Source organism: Zestomonas ipomoeae, assembly GCF_057128665.1.
On the sequence record NZ_JBSKHQ010000002.1, the window covers coordinates 20680 to 41792 of the forward strand.

Sequence of the window (21113 nt, forward strand, 5' to 3'; positions counted from 1 at the left end):
CGCCCCGACGCCCACCGGGCGCCCATCGACATGACAGCGGGAGGCTGTATGCGCACCTTGGTTCTGGCATCTCTCATCGCCCTGCCCTTCGCGGCCGGCGCCGCCCAACCCGACGCAGGCGCCACGCGGGAAATCGAACACCTGCTCGGCACACTCGCCGGCTCGGACTGCCGCTTCAACCGCAACGGCAGTTGGTACAGCGGCGCGGAAGCCACCGAGCACCTGCGCGGCAAATACGAGTACTTGCTCGACAAGGGAGCCGTGGCCAGCAGCGAGGACTTCATCGCCAAGGCCGCCAGCGCCAGCAGCATGAGCGGCAAACCCTACCGCGTGGCCTGCCCCGGTGCCGCCGAGCAGGCCAGCGCCGACTGGCTGCAGCGGCAACTGGCCGACTACCGGCAACGGACGACAGCCCGCTAGCCCGGCACCGGGCCGGGTACGGACGCCCCACCCCGCTTGCGGTTATAGTGCGCACCGGCACCCGCTTCGGCAGATTCCCAACGGCATGCGCATCCACGTCACCTTCATCGACCGCGTCGGTATCACCCAGGAAGTGCTGGCGCTGCTCGGTGCGCGCAACCTGAACCTCGATGCGGTGGAGATGCTGCCGCCGAACGTCTATATCGACGCCCCGACCCTCGGCCCGGAGGTCCTGGACGAGCTGCGCGATTCCCTGCTGCGCATCCGCGGCGTCCAGGCGGTGCGGGTGGTGGACATCCTGCCCGGCCAGCGCCGCAGCCTGCACCTGGATGCCCTGCTGGCGGCGATGCGCGACCCGGTGCTGGCGGTGGACCCGGCCGGACGCATTCTGCTGGCCAACCCGGCCGCCGCGGCGCTGGCCGAGCGCGAGGCCAGCGCACTCTACGAGACAGACCTGGCCGGGCTGTTCGGCGATGCCGCCGTGCAGGAAGAGCTGATCGCCAAGGGCTTTCGCATCCCCATGCGCGAGATCAGCCTGCAGGGCCAGGCCCTGCTGCTGGATGCCACGCCGATCGCCGAGGCCCTCGGCGAAGACGGTGACCGCGTGGCCGGCGGCCTGCTCACCCTGTACCTGCCCAGCCGCATCGGCGAGAGCCTGGCCGCGCTGCACCACGACCACGCCGAGGGCTTCGCCGCGCTGCTCGGCGAATCGCCGGCGATCAACACGCTCAAGGCCCGCGCCCAGCGGGTGGCGGGCATCGACGCGCCGCTTTTGATCATCGGCGAGACCGGCACCGGCAAGGAGCTGGTGGCCCGTGCCTGCCACGCCGTCAGCCCACGCCACGCCGCGCCCTTCCTCGCCCTGAACTGCGCCGCGCTGCCGGAAAGCCTGGCCGAGAGCGAGCTGTTCGGCTATGCCCCCGGCGCCTTCACCGGTGCCCAGCGCGGCGGCAAGCCGGGCCTGATGGAACTGGCAAACCAGGGCACGGTGTTCCTCGACGAGATCGGCGAAATGTCGCCCTACCTGCAGGCCAAGCTGCTGCGTTTCCTCTCCGACGGCAGCTTTCGCCGTGTCGGCGGCGATCGTGAGCTGAAGGTGGACGTGCGTATCATCAGCGCCACCCACCGCAACCTGGAGCAGATGGTCGCCGAAGGCAGCTTCCGCGAGGACCTGTTCTACCGCCTCAACGTGCTCAACCTGCAGGTGCCGCCGCTGCGCGAGCGCGGCCAGGACATCCTGCTGCTGGCCAGGCACTTCATGGCCCAGGCCTGCGCGCAGATCCAGCGCCCCACCTGTCGCCTCGCCCCCGGTGCCTACCCGGCGCTGCTCGGCAACCGCTGGCCGGGCAACGTGCGCCAATTGCAGAACGTGATCTTCCGTGCCGCAGCGATTTGCGAAGACAACCTGGTGGACATCGGCGACCTCGACATCGCCGGCACCTCGGTGGCACGCCAGGCGGACGGCGAGGTAGATAGCCTGGAAAGCGCCGTGGACGCCTTCGAGAAAGCCCTGCTCGAACGCCTCTACCCGCACTACCCGTCGACCCGCCAGCTCGCCGCCCGGCTGAAGACCTCCCACACCGCCATCGCCGCCCGCCTGCGCAAGCACGGGGTTCCTGGTTCGCAGTAGCCAGCGAGCGCAACGACGCCCCAGGGCGAATGAATTCGCCCCTACACGCATCCATGTACCCTTCGGCTCGCAACCGCAGCACCCCGGCCTCCCCTGCCCAACGGACGCCAAACGCAACGACGAACCACCTGTAGGGGCGAATTCATTCGCCCGCCGAGGCCCAATTCGCCCCGTTACATCCTCACGCCTGGCAGGCGCCATGCCCATCGAGCAGCGTTACGACTTCGCTACAGCGTAGCGATTTCATTCCAACTCCTTTCACGGCCAGCCATAGCGGGGCCTGGCCGGGTAGTCATGGCCTGCCTCGCCGGCCACCGTAACGACTTCATTCCAGGGCAACCGCTTACATACGCTGAAAGCCTTGTTTTTCAAGGGGTTGCCACTTGGCATCGGCCTTGCTGAAGGGTTTCGAACCGCTGCCGGCCGGCAGCCCTCCCGAAAACAAGATCCAAGGAGCCCGCGATGAGCGATCTGCGCTTTACCACCGACCACGAATGGCTGCGTCAGGAGGCCGATGGCCAGGTGACCGTGGGCATCACCGCCTTCGCCCAGGACGCGCTCGGCGACCTGGTGTTCGTGCAGTTGCCGGAAGTTGGCCAGCGCTTCGCCAAGGGCGAGGAAGTCGCCGTGCTGGAATCGGTGAAGGCCGCCAGCAACATCGCCATGCCGCTGGACGGCGAAATCATGGAAATCAACAGCGCGCTGCTCGACGCCCCCGAGCAGGTCAACGAGGACCCGATGGGGGCCGGCTGGTTCTTCCGCATGCGCGTCGAGCAGCCCACCGAGCTGGCCGAACTGCTGACCGAGGAAGCCTACGACCGCCTGCTGCAAGCCAGCGCCGACGCCTGAGTGAGCCCGATGACCGAACTCAACACCCGCAACGAATTCATCGCCCGCCATATCGGCCCGCGCCAGGCGGACGAGCAGGCGATGCTCGAACTGCTCGGCTACGACAGCCTGGACGCCCTGACCGCCAGCGTGATCCCCGAAAGCATCAAGGGCAGCAGCGTGCTGGACGCCTCCGCCGGCCTCGGCGAAGCCGATGCGCTGAAGGCGATCAAGGCCATCGCGGCGAAGAACCAGCAGTTCACCAGCCACATCGGCCAGGGTTACTACGGCACCCACACGCCTAGCCCGATCCTGCGCAACCTGCTGGAAAACCCAGCCTGGTACACCGCCTACACGCCCTACCAGCCGGAAATCTCCCAAGGCCGCCTGGAAGCCCTGCTGAACTTCCAGACCCTGATCATCGACCTCACCGGCCTGCCCATCGCCAACGCCTCGCTGCTCGACGAAGCCACCGCCGCCGCCGAGGCCATGACCTTCTGCAAGCGCCTGTCGAAGAACAAGGCCAGCAATGCCTTCTTCGCTTCCCGTCATTGCCACCCGCAGACCCTCGACGTGCTGCGTACCCGCGCCGAGCCGCTGGGCATCGAGGTGGTGGTCGGCGACGAGCGCGAGATCAGTGATGCCAGCGCCTACTTCGGCGCCCTGCTGCAATACCCGACCACCGATGGCGAGGTCTTCGACTACCGCGCCCTGGTCGAGCGCCTGCACGCCGCCAATGCCCTGGTGGCGGTGGCCGCCGACTTGCTGGCGCTGACCCTGCTGACCCCGCCCGGCGAGTTCGGTGCCGACGTTGCCCTCGGCAGCGCCCAGCGCTTCGGCGTGCCGCTCGGCTTCGGCGGCCCGCACGCGGCCTACTTCGCCACCCGCGAGGCGTTCAAGCGCGACATGCCCGGCCGCCTGGTGGGCGTCTCGGTGGACCGCTTCGGCAAGCCGGCCCTGCGCCTGGCCATGCAGACCCGCGAGCAGCACATCCGCCGCGAGAAGGCCACCAGCAACATCTGCACCGCGCAGGTCCTGCTGGCCAACATCGCCAGCATGTATGCCGTCTACCACGGCCCGAAAGGCCTGACGCAGATCGCTCAGCGCGTACACCGAATGACTGCGATCCTCGCCCAGGGCCTGGCCAAGCTGGGCTATCGCGTGGAACAGGAACACTTCTTCGACACCCTGAGCATCGCCAGCGGCGACAAGACCGCCGCCCTGCATGCCAATGCCCGTGCCCGGCGCATCAACCTGCGCGAAATCGACGGTGAACGCCTCGGCCTGTCGCTGGACGAAACCACCGACCAGGCCGCCGTCGAAGCGCTCTGGGCGGTCTTCGCCGATGGCCAGAGCCTGCCGGACTTCACCGCCCTCGCCGCGCATGTCGCCGAGCGCCTGCCGCAAGGCCTGCGCCGCCAGTCGGCGATCCTCCAGCACCCGGTGTTCAACCGCTACCACAGCGAAACCGAACTGATGCGCTACCTGCGCAAGCTGGCCGACAAGGATCTGGCGCTGGACCGCAGCATGATCCCGCTGGGCTCCTGCACCATGAAGCTGAACGCCGCCAGCGAGATGATCCCGGTGACCTGGGCCGAGTTCGGCAACCTGCACCCGTTCGCCCCCGCCGAGCAGAGCCAGGGCTATGCCCAGCTCACCGCCGAACTGGAAGCCATGCTCTGCGCCGCCACCGGCTACGACGCAGTATCCCTGCAGCCGAACGCCGGCTCCCAGGGCGAGTACGCCGGCCTCTTGGCGATCCGCGCCTACCACCTGAGCCGCGGCGACGACCAGCGCGACATCTGCCTGATCCCGCAATCGGCCCACGGCACCAACCCGGCGACCGCCAGCATGGCCGGCATGCGCGTGGTGGTGACCGCCTGCGATAACCGCGGCAACGTCGACATCGCCGACCTACGTGCCAAGGCCGAGGAGCACAAGGAGCGCCTGGCCGCGATCATGATCACCTACCCGTCCACCCACGGGGTATTCGAGGAAGGCATCCGCGAGATCTGCGAGATCATCCACGCCAACGGCGGCCAGGTGTACATCGACGGCGCCAACATGAATGCCATGGTCGGCCTCTGCGCACCGGGCCAGTTCGGCGGCGACGTGTCCCACCTGAACCTGCACAAGACCTTCTGCATCCCCCACGGCGGCGGCGGCCCAGGCGTCGGCCCGATCGGCGTCAAGGCGCACCTGGCGCCGTTCCTGCCCGGCCACGGCCATATGGCGCGCAAGGGCGGTGCGGTGAGCGCAGCGCCTTACGGCAGCGCCAGCATCCTGCCGATCACCTGGATGTACATCCGCATGATGGGCGGTGCCGGCTTGCGCCGTGCCTCGCAGATGGCGATTCTCAACGCCAACTACATCGCCCGTCGCCTGGAAGAGCACTACCCGGTGCTGTACAGCGGCGAAGGCGGCCTGGTGGCCCACGAGTGCATCCTCGACCTGCGTCCGCTCAAGGACAGCAGCGGCATCAGCGTCGACGACGTGGCCAAGCGCCTGATCGACTTCGGCTTCCACGCCCCGACCATGTCCTTCCCGGTGGCCGGCACGCTGATGATCGAGCCCACCGAGAGCGAATCGAAGGAAGAGCTGGATCGCTTCTGCGACGCCATGATCGCCATTCGCAACGAGATCCGCTCAGTGGAAACCGGCGCCCTGGATGCAAACGACAACCCGCTGAAGAACGCCCCGCACACCGCGCTGGAACTGGTCGGCGAGTGGGCCCACGGCTACAGCCGCGAACAGGCGGTGTACCCGGTCGCCTCGCTGGTGGAAGGCAAGTACTGGCCGCCGGTGGGCCGCGTGGACAACGTGTTCGGCGACCGCAACCTGGTCTGCGCCTGCCCGTCCATCGAGGCCTACCAGGACGCCTGAGATCCGCCGCCCCAGTGTGGCTTACGTAGGGTGGGTTGAGCGCAGCGATACCCACCAGGGCCGCGCCCGCGCGGCCTGCCACCCCACGCTCTCCACGTGCAACGAACCCACCAGAACAACAAGAGAGACACCTCACCATGTTCAGCAAGCACGACCAGATCCAGGGCTACGATGACGCGCTGCTCGCCGCCATCGCCGCCGAAGAACAACGCCAGGAAGATCACATCGAGCTGATCGCCTCGGAAAACTATTGCAGCAAGCGCGTGATGCAGGCCCAGGGCAGCGGCCTGACCAACAAGTACGCCGAAGGCTATCCGGGCAAGCGCTACTACGGCGGCTGCGAGCACGTCGATGTGGTCGAGCAACTGGCCATCGAACGCGCCAAGCAGCTGTTCGGCGCCGACTACGCCAACGTCCAGCCGCACTCCGGCTCTTCCGCCAACAGCGCGGTGTACCTGGCGCTGTTGCAGGCCGGCGACACCATTCTCGGCATGAGCCTGGCCCACGGCGGCCACCTGACCCACGGCGCCAAGGTGTCGTCTTCCGGCAAGCTGTATAACGCCGTGCAATACGGCATCGACGAGAACGGCCTGATCGACTACGCCGAAGTCGAGCGCCTGGCCATCGAGCACCAGCCGAAGATGATCGTCGCCGGCTTCTCCGCCTACTCCCGCGTGCTGGACTTCGCCCGTTTCCGCGCGATCGCCGACAAGGTCGGCGCGCTGCTGTTCGTCGACATGGCCCATGTCGCCGGTCTGGTGGCAGCGGGTCTGTACCCGAATCCGATCCCCTTCGCCGATGTGGTCACCACCACCACCCACAAGACCCTGCGCGGTCCGCGTGGTGGGCTGATCCTCGCGCGCAAGAACGAAGAGATCGAGAAAAAGCTCAACTCCGCGGTCTTCCCCGGCGCCCAGGGCGGCCCGCTGATGCACGTGATCGCCGCCAAGGCCGTGTGCTTCAAGGAAGCACTGGAGCCTGGCTTCAAGACCTACCAGCAGCAAGTGCTGGACAACGCCCGCGCCATGGCCGAGGTGTTCGTCGGCCGCGGCTACGACGTGGTGTCCGGCGGCACCGACAACCACCTGATGCTGATCAGCCTGGTCAAGCAGGGCCTGACCGGCAAGGCCGCCGACGCGGCACTTGGCGCCGCCCACATCACGGTGAACAAGAACGCCGTGCCCAACGACCCGCAGTCGCCCTTCGTCACCTCCGGCATCCGCATCGGTACCCCGGCGGTGACCAGCCGCGGTTTCAAGGAAGGCGAATGCCGCGAGCTGGCCGATTGGATCTGCGACATCCTCGACGAGCTGGACAACCCGGCGGTGGTCGACCGGGTGCGTGGCCAGGTCGCCGACCTTTGCCGGGACTTCCCGGTCTACGCTGACTGATAAGCAAAGCGCCGCACCCACCACCCTCTCCCTCCGGGAGAGGGTCGAGGTGAGGGGAAGTCGGAGCCCACTTGGAGTTAACCATGTCACTCAGCGTTTTCGATCTGTTCAAAATCGGCATCGGCCCGTCCAGCTCCCACACCGTCGGCCCGATGCGCGCCGCCGTACGCTTCGTCGAAGGGCTGGAGCGCGAAGGGCTGCTGGAGCAGACCCACAGCCTCAAGGTCGAGCTGTACGGCTCGCTCGGCGCCACCGGCAAGGGCCACGGCAGCGACAAGGCGGTACTGCTCGGTCTGGAGGGCGAGCAGCCGGATGTGGTCGACACCAGCACCATTCCCGCGCGGCTGGAGACGATCCGCCAGTCCGGCGAACTGAAACTGTTGGGCAAGAAGCCAATCCGCTTCGTCGAGAAGGAGCACCTGGCGATGATCAGGAAGCCGCTCGACTACCACCCCAACGGCATGATCTTCCGCGCCTTCGACACCGCCGGGCTGCAGATCCGCTCCCGCGAGTACTACTCGGTGGGCGGTGGCTTCGTCGTCGACGACGATGCCGCCGGTGCCGACCGCATCGTCGAGGACAGCACCCCGCTGCCCTACCCGTTCAAGACCGCCAAGCAGTTGCTGGCGTTGTGCACCGAGCACGGCCTGTCCATCAGCCAGCTGATGCTGGCCAACGAGGCGGCCTGGCGCCCGGAAGCGGAAACCCGCGCCGGCCTACTGAAGATCTGGCAGGTGATGCAGGACTGCGTCACCGCCGGCTGCCGCACCGAGGGCATCATGCCCGGCGGCCTCAAGGTCAAGCGCCGCGCCGCCGGCCTCTATCGCCAGCTCAGCCAGAACCCCGAGGCCTGCCTGCGCGACTCCCTCAGCGTGCTCGACTGGGTCAACCTCTACGCCCTGGCGGTGAACGAGGAAAACGCCAGCGGCGGGCGGGTGGTCACCGCGCCCACCAACGGCGCGGCCGGCATCGTCCCGGCCGTGCTGCACTACTACATGCGCTTCATCAGCGGCGCCAACGAGGACGGCGTGGTGCGCTTCCTGCTCACTGCCGCTGCCATCGGCATCCTCTACAAGGAGAACGCCTCCATCTCCGGCGCCGAAGTGGGCTGCCAGGGCGAAGTCGGCGTGGCCTGCTCGATGGCCGCCGGCGCGCTCTGCGAAGTGCTCGGCGGCAGCGTCAACCAGGTGGAGAACGCCGCCGAGATCGGCATGGAGCACAACCTCGGCCTGACCTGCGACCCGGTCGGCGGGCTGGTCCAGGTGCCGTGCATCGAGCGCAACGCCATGGGCTCGGTGAAGGCCATCAACGCCGCGCGCATGGCCCTGCGCGGCGACGGCCAGCACTTCATCTCGCTGGACAAGGTGATCCGTACCATGCGCCAGACCGGCGCCGACATGAAGAGCAAATACAAGGAAACCGCCCGCGGCGGCCTGGCCGTGAACATCATCGAATGCTGATTTTCTTCCCTCTCCCCCTGGGAGAAGGGCTGGGGGTGAGGGGCGTTCAGGCAACGCCCGTCCCAACCAACACCTGACCATCCCCTCGCCCCTCTGGGGTGAGGGCCAGGGCGAGAGGCGCAGCTCGCCCCTTCGCCGTACTTTCAGGAGAACCGAATGTCCACCGAAACCCTCGCCAAAACCCCGCTACACGCCCTGCACCTCGAACTCGGCGCACGCATGGTGCCTTTCGCCGGCTACGACATGCCGGTGCAGTACCCGCTGGGCGTGATGAAGGAACACCAGCACACCCGCACCCACGCCGGGTTGTTCGACGTCTCGCATATGGGCCAGATCATCCTGCGCGGAGCCGATGCCGCCAGCGCCCTGGAGAGCCTGGTGCCGGTGGATATCGTCGACCTGCCGGTGGGCATGCAACGCTACGCCATGTTTACCGACGAGAACGGCGGCATCCTCGACGACCTGATGGTCGCCAACCTCGGCGACGACACCCTGTTCCTGGTGGTCAACGCCGCCTGCAAGCAGCAGGACCTGATGCACCTGCAGCAGCACATCGCTAGCCGCTGCCAGATCGAATCCTGCTTCGACCGCGCCCTGCTCGCCCTGCAGGGGCCGCAGGCGGTGGACGTACTGGCCCGCCTGGCGCCGGAAGTGGCCAAGATGACCTTCATGCAGTTCGCCCGCGTGCGCCTGCTCGGCGTCGACTGCTTCGTCAGCCGCTCCGGCTATACCGGCGAGGATGGTTTCGAAATCTCGATCCCGGCCGAGCACGCCGAGACCCTGGCTCGCAGCCTGCTGGCCGAGCCGGAAGTCGAGCCCATCGGCCTTGGCGCGCGCGACTCGCTGCGCCTGGAAGCCGGCCTGTGCCTCTACGGCCACGACATGAGCGCCAGCACCACGCCGATCGAAGCCAGCCTGCTGTGGGCCATCTCCAAGGCCCGCCGCGCCGATGGCATCCGCCCCGGCGGCTTCCCCGGCGCCGAGCGGATTTTCGCCCAGCAGCGCGACGGCGTGAGCCGCAAACGTGTCGGCCTGCTCCCGCAGGAACGCACCCCGGTGCGCGAAGGCGCGGAGATCGTCGATGCCGACGGCCAGGTAATCGGCCAGGTGTGCAGCGGCGGCTTCGGCCCGACCCTGGGCGCGCCGCTGGCGATGGGCTACGTGGACAGCACCCACGTGCCGGTAGACAGCGAAGTCTGGGCCCTGGTGCGCGGCAAGCGCGTACCGATGAAAGTCGCCAAGACGCCGTTCGTGCCGCAGCGCTACTACCGCGGCTAAGCGCTCGCGTAGGGTGGATCGCGCTTCATCGATCCACCAACGTTCCGTGGCGGTGGATGCAAAAGCGTCATCCACCCTGCGGACTGCACAATCGGGATCGCGAAGTTCAGGATGACCGGGGCTTATCCCGCACTGGCCTGTAGGGGCGAATTCATTCGCCAACGAGGCCGAACCAGGCGAATAAATTCGCCCCTACCACGGGCAGTCGGGACGCACAGTCCGGGCTACACCGCTGCGTCCTTTTCCCGCTCGCGCTTAGGCAGGTCCGTAGCCCGAATAAGCTCCAGCGCAATCCGGGTAACCTCTCCCCGGATTGCGCCGCGCACCTCGGCTTGTCCGGACTACGCCTGGGTGAAGACCAACCGATTGCCGAACGGATCGGTCACCGTCATATCCCGTCCCCAGGGCACTTCCTCGATGGCCGGGCGCGCATAGTCGTAGTCCTTGGCTTGCAACTCGGCGTGGAACGCGTCCAGCCCCTCGGTGGCAATACGCAGCGCCGCGCCGGGGCAGCAGTCGCCGTGGTGTTCGGACAGATGCAGCACGCAGGCACCCCTGGATACCTGCAGATACAGCGGCAGGCCGGGCTCGAAGCGATGGTTCCAGTCTTCGCGGAAGCCGAGAAAATCCAGGTAGAACGCCCGCGCCTTGGCCTCATCGAAGATGCGCAGAATCGGGATCGGGGCGGTCAGCAGCATGGCGTCTCTCCATCGACAGGGTGCCCGGCACCCTATCGACAACCCGCCGGCCTGTCACCCCCGTACCACCTCGTACGGACGCTGCTCGCGGGCCTCGCGCAGGGCTACCGCCCACCAGTTCAACTGCACCAGCATGCGCGCCAGGGACGAATTGGCCCGCTGCGGCTGGCGCAGCCGCCCGGCTTCATCGAACTGCTCCCAGGCGCTGGCCAGGCTGACGCTGTTGCGCACCGTCATGGCGTGCATCTCGGCCATCACCTGGCGCAATTGCTCCACCGCACGCAGGCCGCCGGACATTCCGCCGTAGCTGACGAACGCCACCGGTCGGGCTTCCCAGGCGGCAGGTACTTCGTCGATCAGCTGCTTGAGCGCGGCCGGGTAGCCGTGGTTGTACTCAGGCGTGACCAGCAGGAAGGCGTCGGCCCGCGCCAGGTCCCGCAGGCTGCGCAGGCGCACCTCGTCGTCCACGCGTGCCCCGGCCAGATCGGCCGGATCAACCAAGCTCAGTTCGAACTCGCCGCGCTGGGCGATCTGCTCCCTGGCCCAGGCCACCACGCTGTCGCACAGTCGCCCTTCGCGCACGCTGCCGTAGATGAGTACCAGACGGATCTTGCTGTGCATCGGCTTTTCCTCGCAGGGTTGCGTATTGAGGTGGCCGACGGTAAAACCTCAACCTAACTTGAGGTCAAGATGGAAAAACACTATGGGCCCGATAGATCGCCACGCCCCACTCAGCGTCGGCCAGTTGGCCGAGCGCAGCGGCGTGCCGGTGTCGACCCTGCACTTCTACGAATCCAAGGGGCTGATCCACAGCACGCGCAACGCGGGCAACCAGCGGCGCTATGCCCGCGAAGTGCTGCGACGGGTATCGATCATCAAGGTGGCGCAACGTCTGGGCATTTCGTTGGCGATGATCGGCGAGGCGCTGGCCACCCTGCCCCACGACCAAATTCCCAGCGCCGCCGACTGGCAGCGCCTGTCCGAACGATGGCGCAGCGACCTGGACACGCGCATCGAGCAGTTGAGCCGGCTGCGCGACCAGCTCACTGGCTGCATTGGTTGCGGCTGCCTGTCGATGCAGCAATGCCCGTTACGCAACCCTTGGGACGAGCTTGCCGAGCAAGGCGCGGGGCCGCGCCTGCTCGATCCGCAGTGAATGTCAGGCCTGCGAACCGCGCCGCCAGGCTGGCATCAATAGTCGATGCTGACGTCACCCTTGGGCACGCTGCAGCACGAGAGGATGTAGCCCTCGGCCACGTCTTCGTCGGTGATGCCGCCGTTGTGCTCCATCTCCACCTCGCCGGATACCTTCATCACCTTGCAGGTGCCGCAGATGCCCATGCCGCACGCCTTGGGGATGTGCAGGCCGAGCTGGGCGGCGGCCGAGTGAACGGTGTCGCCGGGCGCCACGCGAATGCTTTTGCCGGTGCTGACGAACTCCACGCAGTGCAGGTCGGACACCGGAATCTCCGGTGCCTCGGCTGCCTCCGCCGCCAGTTCGCGCACATCCTGGCGCACGTCCGGCGGCGTCGCGCCGAAGGATTCCTCATGGTAGCGCTGCATGTCGAAGCCGTTGGCCTGCAGCAACTGCTTCACCGCATTCATATAGGGCGTCGGCCCGCAGCAGAAGATTTCCCGCTCCAGGTAATCCGGCGCCATCAACTCCAGCATCTTCTGGTTCAGGTAACCGCGATAGCCGGCCCAGGACTCGCCCAGGTTCTGCTTCTCGCAGATCAGGTGCAGGCTGAAGTTGCCGATGCGCGAGGCCATGAATTCCAGCTCGCGGTGGTAGATCACGTCCTTCGGCGAGCGCGCGCTGTGCACGAAGACCATGTCGACGCTGGCGTTGGTGTCGAAGAACCAGCGGGTCATCGACATCACCGGGGTAATGCCGACGCCACCGGAAAGGAACAGCACCTTGTCCGCCGGGAAGTCGATGGCGTTGAACAGCCCCACCGGGCCGTGCACCGGCAACTGGTCGCCTTCCTTGAGGTTGTCGTGCAGCCAGTTGGAGACCTTGCCGCCGGGCACCCGCTTGATGGTGATGGAGAAGCTGTAGGGCACCGAGGGCGAGCTGGAGATGGTGTAGGAGCGCATCACCGGCTGGCCGTCGATCTCCAGCTCCAGGGTGACGAACTGCCCCGGCTTGAAGAAGAACAGGATCGGTTGGTCGGCCATGAAACAGAAGGTGCGCACGTCCCAGGTCTCCTGGATCACCTTGACGCAGCGCACCACGTGACGGCCGTTGGTCCAGGTCTGGGTATTGACCGGGTTGAGGAAATTGCTGGACATGCTCACCTCGCACTACGGCCGTCTGATCGGCCTCATGTCGGCGATTCTGCGCAACGCCCGAGACGCCCATTTACCCATGGGCGACATTCGCATGCTTATCGCGACCAGCCAGTAACCGCCTGGCCTGGCGCGTCGGAAACGGATGCGGGCGTGTCGCCCGTGGATAAGGTTCCGCCCGCCGCCGACCCCACACTCGGCGCAAAAGCAACACCACAAAGGCGCGCGGCCTCGGGACCTGCGCGCCGCCTTGCGTAAACCCGAACAGCCACTGTCCGCCGGCCGCCGCGCGGCCCGCATGAGGAGTTAGCGATGGACGTCACTTCTACCCTGAGTCTGGGCGATCCGCTGGAGCCCGCACGCAAGGCCACCGCCGAGATGTTGCAAGGCCGCGAGCGCACCTTCTCGCTGCCGCAACCGTTCTACAACGACGAGCGGCTGTTCCAGATCGACATGCAGGAGATCTTCCACAAGGAGTGGCTGATCGCCGGCATGACCTGCGAAATTCCCGCCAAGGGCAACTACCTGACGCTGCAGATCGGCAACAACCCGATCATCGTCATCCGCGGTGCCGAGGGCGTGGTGCATGCCTTCCACAACGTCTGCCGCCACCGCGGCTCGCGCCTGTGCACCAGCGACAAGGGCAAGGTCGCCAAGCTGGTCTGTCCCTACCACCAATGGACCTACGAGATCGACGGCCGCCTGCTGTTCGCCGGCACCGAGATGGGCGCCGACTTCGACATGAACCAGTACGGCCTGAAGCCGGTGAACTGCAAGACCGCGGGTGGCTACATCTTCATCTCCCTGGCCGAAAACCCGCCGGCGATCGACGACTTCCTCGCCACCCTGGCCCACTACATGGAGCCCTACGACATGGAGAACACCAAGGTGGCGGTGCAGACCACCTTGATGGAAAAGGCCAACTGGAAGCTGGTGCTCGAAAACAACCGCGAGTGCTACCACTGCAACGGCTCGCACCCCGAGCTGTTGAAGACCCTACTGGAATGGGACGACGTCACCGACCCCCGCGCCGACCAGGCGTTCAAGGACCACGTGGCCGCCTCCGCCGCCGCCTGGGACGCGGAGAAGATCCCCTACGCCCACGCCAGCTTCGGCCTGCGCAACCGCATCGTGCGCATGCCGCTGCTCAAGGGCACCGTGTCCATGACCATGGACGGCCAGCAGGGCAGCAAGAAGCTGATGGGCCGGATCAAGAACCCGGACCTCGGCTCGATGCGCATCCTGCACCTGCCGCACTCGTGGAACCACTGCATGGGCGACCACGTGATCGTCTTCACCGTATGGCCGATCAGCGCCCAGGAAACCATGGTCACCACCAAGTGGCTGGTGCACAAGGACGCGGTGGAAGGCGTCGACTACGACGTCGCCCGCCTGCGCCAGGTCTGGGACGCCACCAACGACCAGGACCGCCGCCTGGCCGAAGAGAACCAGCGCGGCATCAACTCCACCGCCTACCAGCCGGGGCCGTATTCGAAGACCTACGAGTTCGGCGTGGTCAACTTCATCGACTGGTACAGCGAGCGCATGCTCGCCAACCTCGGCGCGGCCCCGGCACCCTACCTGCGCCAGGTCAACGCCGAGTGATCGCGGCCGCCCCGGCGCCACGCCGGGGCGGCTCGAGTACGCTGCATGACCCTCCTTGTCCTGCTCATGCTGCTCGGCTACGGCCTGCTCGCCTGCCGTCCCGGACCCGCGACGGCAGGCGGCGTGCGCACTTCGCGCGCCCTTCCAGGCTGCACACTCCGCCGGGCTTTTCCTGTGGCTTGCAGCCTGTCGCTGCCTTTATCCTCCGCTTTCCAAGAGGATTCATACATGCAGATCTACAAAGTCGGCGGCGCCGTGCGCGACCGCCTGTTGGGGCGGCCGGTCACCGAGGTGGACTGGGTGGTGGTCGGCGCCAGCGCCGAGGACATGCTCGACCAGGGCTACCGGCCGGTCGGCGCCGACTTCCCGGTGTTTCTCCATCCGCAAACCGGCGAGGAATACGCCCTAGCCCGCACCGAACGCAAAAGCGGGCGCGGCTACGGTGGCTTCACCTTCTACGCCAGTCCGGAGGTGACGCTGGAAGACGATCTGATCCGCCGCGACCTGACCATCAACGCCATTGCCGAGGACGCGCAGGGCCACCTGATCGACCCCCACGGCGGCCAGCGCGACCTGGCGGCACGGGTATTGCGCCACGTCTCCCCCGCCTTCGCCGAAGACCCGCTGCGCGTGCTGCGAGTGGCGCGCTTCGCCGCCCGCTACGCGCCACTGGGCTTTCGCGTGGCGGAGGAAACCCAGGCGCTGATGCGCCGGCTCAGCGAGTCCGGCGAACTGCAGGCGCTGACCCCGGAACGCAGCTGGAAGGAAATCTCTCGTGCACTGATGGAGCCGCGCCCGGACGTGTTCATCCAGGTATTGCGCGACTGCGGCGCGCTCGCCGCTCTGTTCCCCGAAATCGATGCGCTGTTCGGCGTGCCCCAGCCGGAACAGCACCATCCGGAAATCGACACCGGCCTGCACGTGCTCAGCGTGCTGCGCCAGTGCGCCGAGCATGAGCAGCCGCTGACCGTTCGCTGGGCCAGCCTGTTGCACGACCTGGGCAAGGGCCTGACACCGGAGCAGGAATGGCCGAAGCACCATGCCCATGAAACCAACGGGCAGCCGCTGATTGCCGCGGTCAATGCCCGTTGCAAGGTGCCGAAGGATTGCCAGGAGCTGGCTATGCTGGTCGGCCAGTATCATACCCACGCCCACCGCGCCCGGGAGCTGCGGGCCAACACGCTGCTCGACCTGCTGCAGCACTTCGACATCTACCGCCGGCCCCAGCGCTTCGCCGAATTCGTTGCCGCCTGCGAGATGGATGCCCGCGGCCGCAAGGGTCTGGAGCAACGCGACTATCCCCAGGCCGCCTACCTGCACGGCGCCGCCGACGCAGCCCGCGCAGTCCCGGTGAAGCCGCTGCTGGAAAAAGGTCTGCAAGGGGCGAAGCTGGGAGACGCCCTGCGCCTGGCACGGATCGAGGCGGTAAAAGCCTACAAGGCAAAGATGCAGCCGGACAGCCCTGCCCTTTAGTCCAACACGTTAAGGGCCGGGGAGCGGACTCCCGCCGCGCTACTGCGCCAGGGGAGCCGGAAAGGCCAGCCGCAGGGCCTCCGGCGTCAGTTCGCGCTCACGCCAGGTGAAGGACACCGGCCACAGGCGCTGCTCGATGCGCGCGTCCCGCCAGAGTTCGACGAAGGTCCGCCCTTCTGCCGGGTGGCGCGCATCCGGCGCCAGCAGCGCCAGCGGCCAGAGTACGAACGCATTTTTCAGGATTTCCGCACGCGGCAGGACCAGGCCCGAAAAATTGCCGACCCGGTCGCCATACAGCAGTACGTCGATATCCAGTGGCAGGCCCTTGCGATCGGGCGCGTAGCGGCCATTGTCGGCTTCGATACTCTTCAGCCGCCGGTCCAGCTCGGCCAGCGGCAGATCGGTGCGAGCCACCACCACCATATTGAAGAAGGGCCCGCTCTTGATGCCCACCGCCTGGCTCTCGAAGACAGGCGAGCAACGCAGGTCGTGCAGAAAGCCATGCAACGCCTCGAGCCCTGCACGGATATGGGTCTCGCGCTCGACGTTGCTGCCGAGCCCGAGGAAAACCGGCGTCAGAGACATCCGCGCTCGATCTCCACGCCCACGCCGGCGGCCGCCGGCACCGCGCCAGGCTTGGTCAGACGGATACGCAGCCAGGGAATGCCGAACTCGGCCATCAGCGCCTGGGCCAGGCGCTCGGCAAAGGTCTCCACCAGCAGACAGTGCGCGTCGCTGGCAAAAGCCTGCACCCGCTCGGAAACGGCGGCGTAATCGAGCGCAAGGGTCAAGTCGTCGCTGCCCGCCGGCGCACGATTGTCCCAGCCCAGGGTCAGGTCCAGACGCAGGCACTGGCGAATGCCGCGCTCCCAGTCGTACACGCCGATCACGGTGTCGACTTCCAGCCCCTCGATAAACACTTTGTCCACGCCAGCTCTCCAACAACACGACAAGGGCTCGGCGGCCCGTTAGAATCGGGGCTTTCCCGCCCCGGAATGGATACCATGTTCTGGCTGTTGGCGATCCTCGCCTATCTGCTCGGCTCGCTGTCCTTCGCCATCCTGCTCAGCCGCCTCAGCGGGGCGCCGGACCCGCGCGCCAGCGGTTCGGGCAATCCCGGCGCGACCAACATGCTGCGGGTCGCCGGCAAGAAGCTGGCCATCCTCACCCTGCTCGGCGACCTGCTCAAGGGTCTGCTGCCCGTGCTGCTCGCGGGCCTGATCGGCCTCGACATCCAACAGCAGGCCTGGGTCGGCCTGGCCGCGGTGATCGGCCACCTGTATCCCGTGTATTTCCGCTTCCGCGGCGGCAAGGGCGTGGCCACCGCCGCCGGCATGTTGCTCGGCATCTATCCGCCCGCCGCGCTGCTGGCGGTCGCCGCCTGGCTGCTGGCCTTCGCGCTAACCCGCACCAGCTCGCTCGCCGCCTTGATCGCCACGCCGCTGACCTTGCCGCTACTGGCCTGGCAACAACAGGACGCGCTGCTGCCGATGAGTGTGCTGACCTTGCTGATCGTCTGGCGTCACCGCGGTAACCTGCGCGATCTCTGGGCCGGCCGAGAACGGCACTTCTAGATTGCCGGCAGCGTCTCCATCGGCCAACGCGGCTGCACCTTGATCTCCGGCCCCTCGTGCTGCCCGGCAACGAGCCGCTGACAGCCAGCGTAGGCGATCATCGCGCCGTTGTCGGTGCAGAAACGTGGCCGGGCGTAAAAGACCTGCCCCTTCAAGCCACCCAGCATCTCTTCCAGGGACCGGCGCAAGGCCTGGTTGGCGCTGACCCCGCCAGCGATCACCAGGCTTTTCAACCGGGTCTGCTTGAGGGCGCGTTTGCACTTGATGGTGAGAGTCTCCACCACCGCCCGCTCGAAGGCCAGAGCGATGTCGCAACGGGTTTGATCGCCGTCGTCCCCAGCCTCTTTGCACTGCTGCCAGGTATTGAGGGCGAAGGTCTTCAAGCCGCTGAAGCTGAAATCCAGGCCGGGCCGATCGGTCATCGGCCGCGGGAAGACGAAGCGTCCCGGCGCGCCGCTCTGCGCCAGACGGGCGATTTCCGGACCGCCGGGATAGCCCAGGCCAATCAGCTTGGCGGTCTTGTCGAAAGCCTCGCCGGCGGCATCGTCCACCGACTCGCCGAGCAGCTCGTAGCGGCCGATTCCATCCACCCGCACCAGTTGCGTATGCCCGCCGGACACCAGCAAGGCGACGAACGGAAACTGCGGCGGCTGCTCTTCCAGCATCGGCGCCAACAGATGGCCTTCCATGTGGTGCACGCCGATCGCCGGAACATCCCAGGCAAACGCCAGGGCCTGCGCGCAGGAAGCGCCGACCAGCAGCGCCCCGACCAGACCGGGGCCCGCCGTATAGGCGATACCGTCGATATCGCCCGGCTTGCGGCCGGCCTCCTCGAGCACCTGGCGGATTAGCGGCAGCATGCGCTTGACGTGGTCGCGCGAGGCCAGCTCGGGCACCACCCCGCCGTAGACGCGATGCAGATCGATCTGACTGAACAGCGCATCGGCCAGCAGGCCATGATCGCTGTCATAGAGCGCGACGCCGGTTTCGTCGCAGGAGGTTTCCAGGCCCAGTACGAGCATGAACTTGACCTTCTACCTATAGGCAAATTCGAAGGCGCGCATGATAATCGCCGCCCCTCGCCCCCGGCCAGCGCTTTTCGACGAAGCCTTTGCATTCCGCTTGACGAGGCGTTAACATTCGCAACCCTTGAAAACCGACGTCCTCCCGAGCCGATTGCCTGGAGACGTTCACCACCGGTAATTAGTGAAGGTAAGCCCTGGATGCCAGCCGTCAAAGTTAAAGAGAACGAACCCTTCGACGTAGCTCTGCGTCGCTTCAAGCGCTCCTGCGAAAAAGCCGGTGTCCTGGCCGAAGTGCGCAGCCGCGAGTTCTACGAAAAGCCCACTTCCGAGCGTAAGCGCAAAGCCGCTGCCGCCGTGAAGCGTCACGCCAAGAAAGTGCAGCGCGAACAGCGTCGCCGCGAGCGCCTGTACTGAGTTCCCCGGTACGCCGCTGACGCCCGCGAATGCCCGGCTCCTGCCGGGCATTGCATTTCAAGCGCCATCAGACTCCGCATCGCCAGCTGGCGAATGGTCGGAGTTTTTTCGTTTATGCTCCCGCCTCTGGCAATAGCAACCTGACGACTTCATGGCCGGCCTGATACCGCAGTCCTTCATCGACGACCTGCTCAACCGCACCGACATCGTCGAAGTGGTGAGTTCGCGCATCCAGCTGAAAAAGACCGGCAAGAATTTCAGCGCGCGCTGCCCATTCCACAACGAGAAGACCCCCTCCTTCAGCGTCAGCCCGGACAAACAGTTCTACTACTGCTTCGGCTGCGGTGCCGGCGGCAATGCGCTGGGCTTCGTCATGGACCACGACAACCTGGACTTCCCCCAGGCGGTCGAGGAACTCGCCAAGCGTGCCGGCATGGACGTGCCGCGCGAGGAAGGCCGCAGCAACAAACCCCGCCAGCCGACCGACTCGCCGCTCTACCCACTACTGACCGCCGCCGCCGACTACTACCGCCAGGCCCTGAAGAGCCACCCGGCACGCCGCGCCGCGGTGGATTACCTCAAGGGCCGCGGCCTGACCGGGGAAATCGCCCGCGACTTCGGCCTCGGCTTCGCCCCACCGGGCTGGGACAACCTGTACAAGCACCTGGGCGGCGACACGTTGCAGCAGAAGGCCATGATCGATGCCGGCCTGCTGATCGAAAACACCGACACCGGCAAGCGCTACGACCGCTTCCGCGACCGGGTGATTTTCCCGATCCGCGACAGCCGCGGCCGGGTCATTGCCTTCGGCGGCCGCGTGCTCGGCGACGACAAGCCCAAGTACTTGAACTCCCCGGAAACCCCGGTCTTCCATAAGGGACAGGAGCTATACGGCCTCTACGAGGCACGCAAGAGCAATCGCGACCTCGACGAAATCATGGTGGTCGAGGGCTACATGGACGTCATCGCCCTCGCCCAGCAGGGCCTGCGCAACGCAGTGGCGACGCTCGGCACAGCCACCAGCGAAGAGCACCTCAAGCGCCTGTTCCGCATCGTGCCCAGCGTGCTGTTCTGCTTCGATGGCGACCAGGCCGGCCGCCGCGCCGCCTGGCGTGCCCTGGAGGCAACCCTGCCAAGCCTGCAGGACGGTCGCCGCGCGCGCTTCCTGTTCCTGCCGGAGGGCGAAGACCCGGACAGCCTGGTACGCGCCGAAGGCACCGATGCCTTCCGCGCCCGCATCAACCAGCATGCACAGCCCTTGGCCGACTACTTCTTCGAACAACTGACCAACGAGGCCGACCCGCGCTCACTGGAGGGCAAGGCGCACTTGGCGACCCTCGCCTCGCCGCTCATCGAGCGCATCCCGGGTGCCAACCTGCGCGCCCTGATGCGCATGCGCCTGACGGAAATTACCGGCCTGTCCGGCGAGACCCTCAACCAACTGACGCCCACCCCGACGCCCAGCGCAACCGCTCCGGAGCTCGCGGACTACGCGGACAGCGCCTACTACGAAGCCGCACCCAGCTACGAAGACTACGCAGAACCCGAGCGTCCTTTCGAACAGGCCGCACCCAAGAAGCAGGGCAGCTGGAAGAAAGACGGGAAGAAATGGAAAAAGACCGGCACTGGTGGCGACTTCCAGCCTCGCGCGCCGCGCACCGCCGTCAGCGTCGAACCGCCCAACCTGAGCGCCCTGCGCACCCTCCTACACCATCCTGAACTGGCACAGAAGGTCGAGGATGCCAGCCATTTCGCCGCCGAGAACGACACCTACGCCCAGTTGCTGGTGGCCCTGCTCGAGGCCCTGCAGAAGAACCCGAGACTGCGCTCGCTGCAGCTCATCGCACGCTGGCATGGCACCGAGCAAGGCCGTCTGCTACGGGCACTGGCAGAAAAGGAATGGCTGATTTCGGCGGATAACCTTGAACAACAGTTTTTCGACACTATAACTAGATTAGCGGCCCGCCAACGCGAGCACAGCCTTGAGCATCTACTGCAGAAAGCACGTCAAAGCGAATTGAGCGCAGAGGAAAAGATCCAGCTGCGCGACCTGCTGAATCGCAACAGCTCATCCGTCACGCCCAGCTGATCTGGCGCGTGATGGCCTTTCTCGGCTATAATGTTCAGCTTGTTTTCAGCCCGCCA

General features: G+C 66.5%; 19 protein-coding genes. 13 read left to right on the plus strand and 6 right to left on the minus strand.

Annotated features, from left to right (window positions below; all coding sequences use genetic code 11):
- Window positions 1-48: 48 nt before the first annotated feature.
- The 7 genes from ACWKV7_RS03740 to gcvT all read left to right on the plus strand — a co-directional run bounded on the left by ACWKV7_RS03740 (window position 49) and on the right by gcvT (window position 9890).
- Entirely contained in the window at window positions 49-420 is a 372-nt protein-coding gene (locus ACWKV7_RS03740; protein ID WP_483856302.1) for a DUF5329 family protein, read from the plus strand.
- A gap of 85 nt (window positions 421-505) precedes the next feature.
- A complete protein-coding gene (locus ACWKV7_RS03745; RefSeq protein ID WP_483856303.1) occupies window positions 506-2050 on the plus strand; it encodes a sigma-54-dependent transcriptional regulator in 1545 nt (514 codons plus the stop codon).
- A 462-nt stretch (window positions 2051-2512) separates the two neighbouring features.
- A complete protein-coding gene (gcvH, locus tag ACWKV7_RS03750) occupies window positions 2513-2899 on the plus strand; it encodes a glycine cleavage system protein GcvH (protein WP_483856304.1) in 387 nt (128 codons plus the stop codon).
- Between the two features lie 9 nt (window positions 2900-2908).
- Window positions 2909-5761, plus strand: coding sequence for an aminomethyl-transferring glycine dehydrogenase (gene gcvP, locus ACWKV7_RS03755; protein ID WP_483856305.1), 2853 nt, complete (start codon window positions 2909-2911; stop codon window positions 5759-5761).
- A gap of 137 nt (window positions 5762-5898) precedes the next feature.
- Window positions 5899-7152: a serine hydroxymethyltransferase gene (gene glyA, locus ACWKV7_RS03760; protein ID WP_483856306.1), complete on the plus strand. Its 1254-nt coding sequence runs from the start codon at window positions 5899-5901 to the stop codon at window positions 7150-7152.
- Between the two features lie 83 nt (window positions 7153-7235).
- The gene (locus ACWKV7_RS03765) at window positions 7236-8612 is read left to right on the plus strand and encodes an L-serine ammonia-lyase (protein WP_483856307.1); all 1377 of its coding nucleotides are present in this window, start codon (window positions 7236-7238) and stop codon (window positions 8610-8612) included.
- Between the two features lie 156 nt (window positions 8613-8768).
- Entirely contained in the window at window positions 8769-9890 is a 1122-nt protein-coding gene (gene gcvT, locus ACWKV7_RS03770) for a glycine cleavage system aminomethyltransferase GcvT (RefSeq protein ID WP_483856308.1), read from the plus strand.
- A 341-nt stretch (window positions 9891-10231) separates the two neighbouring features.
- Here gcvT and ACWKV7_RS03775 read toward each other — a convergent pair whose 3' ends face one another.
- On the minus strand, window positions 10232-10588 hold the full coding sequence (locus ACWKV7_RS03775; RefSeq protein WP_483856309.1) for a glyoxalase superfamily protein: 357 nt from the start codon (window positions 10586-10588) through the stop codon (window positions 10232-10234).
- 54 nt (window positions 10589-10642) lie between these two features.
- Window positions 10643-11209 carry an NADPH-dependent FMN reductase gene (locus ACWKV7_RS03780; protein WP_483856310.1) on the minus strand — a complete coding sequence of 189 codons (567 nt, stop codon included), beginning with the start codon at window positions 11207-11209 and terminating at the stop codon, window positions 10643-10645.
- 82 nt (window positions 11210-11291) lie between these two features.
- Between ACWKV7_RS03780 and soxR the strand changes: the two genes are divergently transcribed.
- Window positions 11292-11744: a redox-sensitive transcriptional activator SoxR gene (gene soxR / locus ACWKV7_RS03785; RefSeq protein WP_483856311.1), complete on the plus strand. Its 453-nt coding sequence runs from the start codon at window positions 11292-11294 to the stop codon at window positions 11742-11744.
- 35 nt (window positions 11745-11779) lie between these two features.
- Here soxR and gbcB read toward each other — a convergent pair whose 3' ends face one another.
- A complete protein-coding gene (gbcB, locus tag ACWKV7_RS03790) occupies window positions 11780-12880 on the minus strand; it encodes a glycine-betaine demethylase subunit GbcB (protein ID WP_483856312.1) in 1101 nt (366 codons plus the stop codon).
- Window positions 12881-13189: 309 nt separating this feature from the next.
- Between gbcB and gbcA the strand changes: the two genes are divergently transcribed.
- Both gbcA and ACWKV7_RS03800 read left to right on the plus strand, forming a co-directional pair.
- On the plus strand, window positions 13190-14482 hold the full coding sequence (gbcA, locus tag ACWKV7_RS03795; RefSeq protein ID WP_483856313.1) for a glycine-betaine demethylase subunit GbcA: 1293 nt from the start codon (window positions 13190-13192) through the stop codon (window positions 14480-14482).
- A gap of 228 nt (window positions 14483-14710) precedes the next feature.
- Window positions 14711-15955 (plus strand): multifunctional CCA addition/repair protein, encoded by a 1245-nt coding sequence (locus ACWKV7_RS03800; RefSeq protein ID WP_483856314.1) that lies wholly within the window; start codon window positions 14711-14713, stop codon window positions 15953-15955.
- Window positions 15956-15994: 39 nt separating this feature from the next.
- On the opposite strand, the gene folK is transcribed toward ACWKV7_RS03800, so the two are convergent.
- On the minus strand, window positions 15995-16540 hold the full coding sequence (gene folK, locus ACWKV7_RS03805) for a 2-amino-4-hydroxy-6-hydroxymethyldihydropteridine diphosphokinase (RefSeq protein WP_483856315.1): 546 nt from the start codon (window positions 16538-16540) through the stop codon (window positions 15995-15997).
- Window positions 16531-16884, minus strand: a complete 354-nt coding sequence (folB, locus tag ACWKV7_RS03810; protein ID WP_483856316.1) for a dihydroneopterin aldolase — start codon at window positions 16882-16884, stop codon at window positions 16531-16533. Before folB ends, folK begins: the two co-directional genes overlap by 10 nt.
- A 75-nt stretch (window positions 16885-16959) precedes the next feature.
- Here folB and plsY point away from each other — a divergent pair, with 75 nt between their 5' ends.
- Window positions 16960-17529, plus strand: coding sequence for a glycerol-3-phosphate 1-O-acyltransferase PlsY (gene plsY / locus ACWKV7_RS03815; protein WP_483856317.1), 570 nt, complete (start codon window positions 16960-16962; stop codon window positions 17527-17529).
- Here plsY and tsaD read toward each other — a convergent pair.
- The gene (gene tsaD, locus ACWKV7_RS03820; RefSeq protein WP_483856318.1) at window positions 17526-18551 is read right to left on the minus strand and encodes a tRNA (adenosine(37)-N6)-threonylcarbamoyltransferase complex transferase subunit TsaD; all 1026 of its coding nucleotides are present in this window, start codon (window positions 18549-18551) and stop codon (window positions 17526-17528) included. The genes plsY and tsaD overlap by 4 nt on opposite strands.
- A gap of 201 nt (window positions 18552-18752) precedes the next feature.
- On the opposite strand from tsaD, the gene rpsU reads away from it, so the two are divergent.
- Both rpsU and dnaG read left to right on the plus strand, forming a co-directional pair.
- Window positions 18753-18968, plus strand: a complete 216-nt coding sequence (rpsU, locus tag ACWKV7_RS03825; protein ID WP_010795989.1) for a 30S ribosomal protein S21 — start codon at window positions 18753-18755, stop codon at window positions 18966-18968.
- A gap of 151 nt (window positions 18969-19119) precedes the next feature.
- The gene (gene dnaG / locus ACWKV7_RS03830) at window positions 19120-21057 is read left to right on the plus strand and encodes a DNA primase (protein WP_483856319.1); all 1938 of its coding nucleotides are present in this window, start codon (window positions 19120-19122) and stop codon (window positions 21055-21057) included.
- Window positions 21058-21113 lie beyond the last annotated feature (56 nt).

Excerpts from the sequence above, each read along its gene's own strand:
- ACWKV7_RS03740 (WP_483856302.1), top strand. The coding sequence starts at position 49 with ATGCGCACCTTGGTTCTGGCATCTCTCATCGCCCTGCCCTTCGCGGCC.
- ACWKV7_RS03745 (WP_483856303.1), top strand. The coding sequence starts at position 506 with ATGCGCATCCACGTCACCTTCATCGACCGCGTCGGTATCACCCAGGAA.
- gcvH (WP_483856304.1), top strand. The coding sequence starts at position 2,513 with ATGAGCGATCTGCGCTTTACCACCGACCACGAATGGCTGCGTCAGGAG.
- gcvP (WP_483856305.1), top strand. The coding sequence starts at position 2,909 with ATGACCGAACTCAACACCCGCAACGAATTCATCGCCCGCCATATCGGC.
- glyA (WP_483856306.1), top strand. The coding sequence starts at position 5,899 with ATGTTCAGCAAGCACGACCAGATCCAGGGCTACGATGACGCGCTGCTC.
- ACWKV7_RS03765 (WP_483856307.1), top strand. The coding sequence starts at position 7,236 with ATGTCACTCAGCGTTTTCGATCTGTTCAAAATCGGCATCGGCCCGTCC.
- gcvT (WP_483856308.1), top strand. The coding sequence starts at position 8,769 with ATGTCCACCGAAACCCTCGCCAAAACCCCGCTACACGCCCTGCACCTC.
- ACWKV7_RS03775 (WP_483856309.1), bottom strand. The coding sequence starts at position 10,588 with ATGCTGCTGACCGCCCCGATCCCGATTCTGCGCATCTTCGATGAGGCC.
- ACWKV7_RS03780 (WP_483856310.1), bottom strand. The coding sequence starts at position 11,209 with ATGCACAGCAAGATCCGTCTGGTACTCATCTACGGCAGCGTGCGCGAA.
- soxR (WP_483856311.1), top strand. The coding sequence starts at position 11,292 with ATGGGCCCGATAGATCGCCACGCCCCACTCAGCGTCGGCCAGTTGGCC.
- gbcB (WP_483856312.1), bottom strand. The coding sequence starts at position 12,880 with ATGTCCAGCAATTTCCTCAACCCGGTCAATACCCAGACCTGGACCAAC.
- gbcA (WP_483856313.1), top strand. The coding sequence starts at position 13,190 with ATGGACGTCACTTCTACCCTGAGTCTGGGCGATCCGCTGGAGCCCGCA.
- ACWKV7_RS03800 (WP_483856314.1), top strand. The coding sequence starts at position 14,711 with ATGCAGATCTACAAAGTCGGCGGCGCCGTGCGCGACCGCCTGTTGGGG.
- folK (WP_483856315.1), bottom strand. The coding sequence starts at position 16,540 with ATGTCTCTGACGCCGGTTTTCCTCGGGCTCGGCAGCAACGTCGAGCGC.
- plsY (WP_483856317.1), top strand. The coding sequence starts at position 16,960 with ATGTTCTGGCTGTTGGCGATCCTCGCCTATCTGCTCGGCTCGCTGTCC.
- tsaD (WP_483856318.1), bottom strand. The coding sequence starts at position 18,551 with ATGCTCGTACTGGGCCTGGAAACCTCCTGCGACGAAACCGGCGTCGCG.
- rpsU (WP_010795989.1), top strand. The coding sequence starts at position 18,753 with ATGCCAGCCGTCAAAGTTAAAGAGAACGAACCCTTCGACGTAGCTCTG.
- dnaG (WP_483856319.1), top strand. The coding sequence starts at position 19,120 with ATGGCCGGCCTGATACCGCAGTCCTTCATCGACGACCTGCTCAACCGC.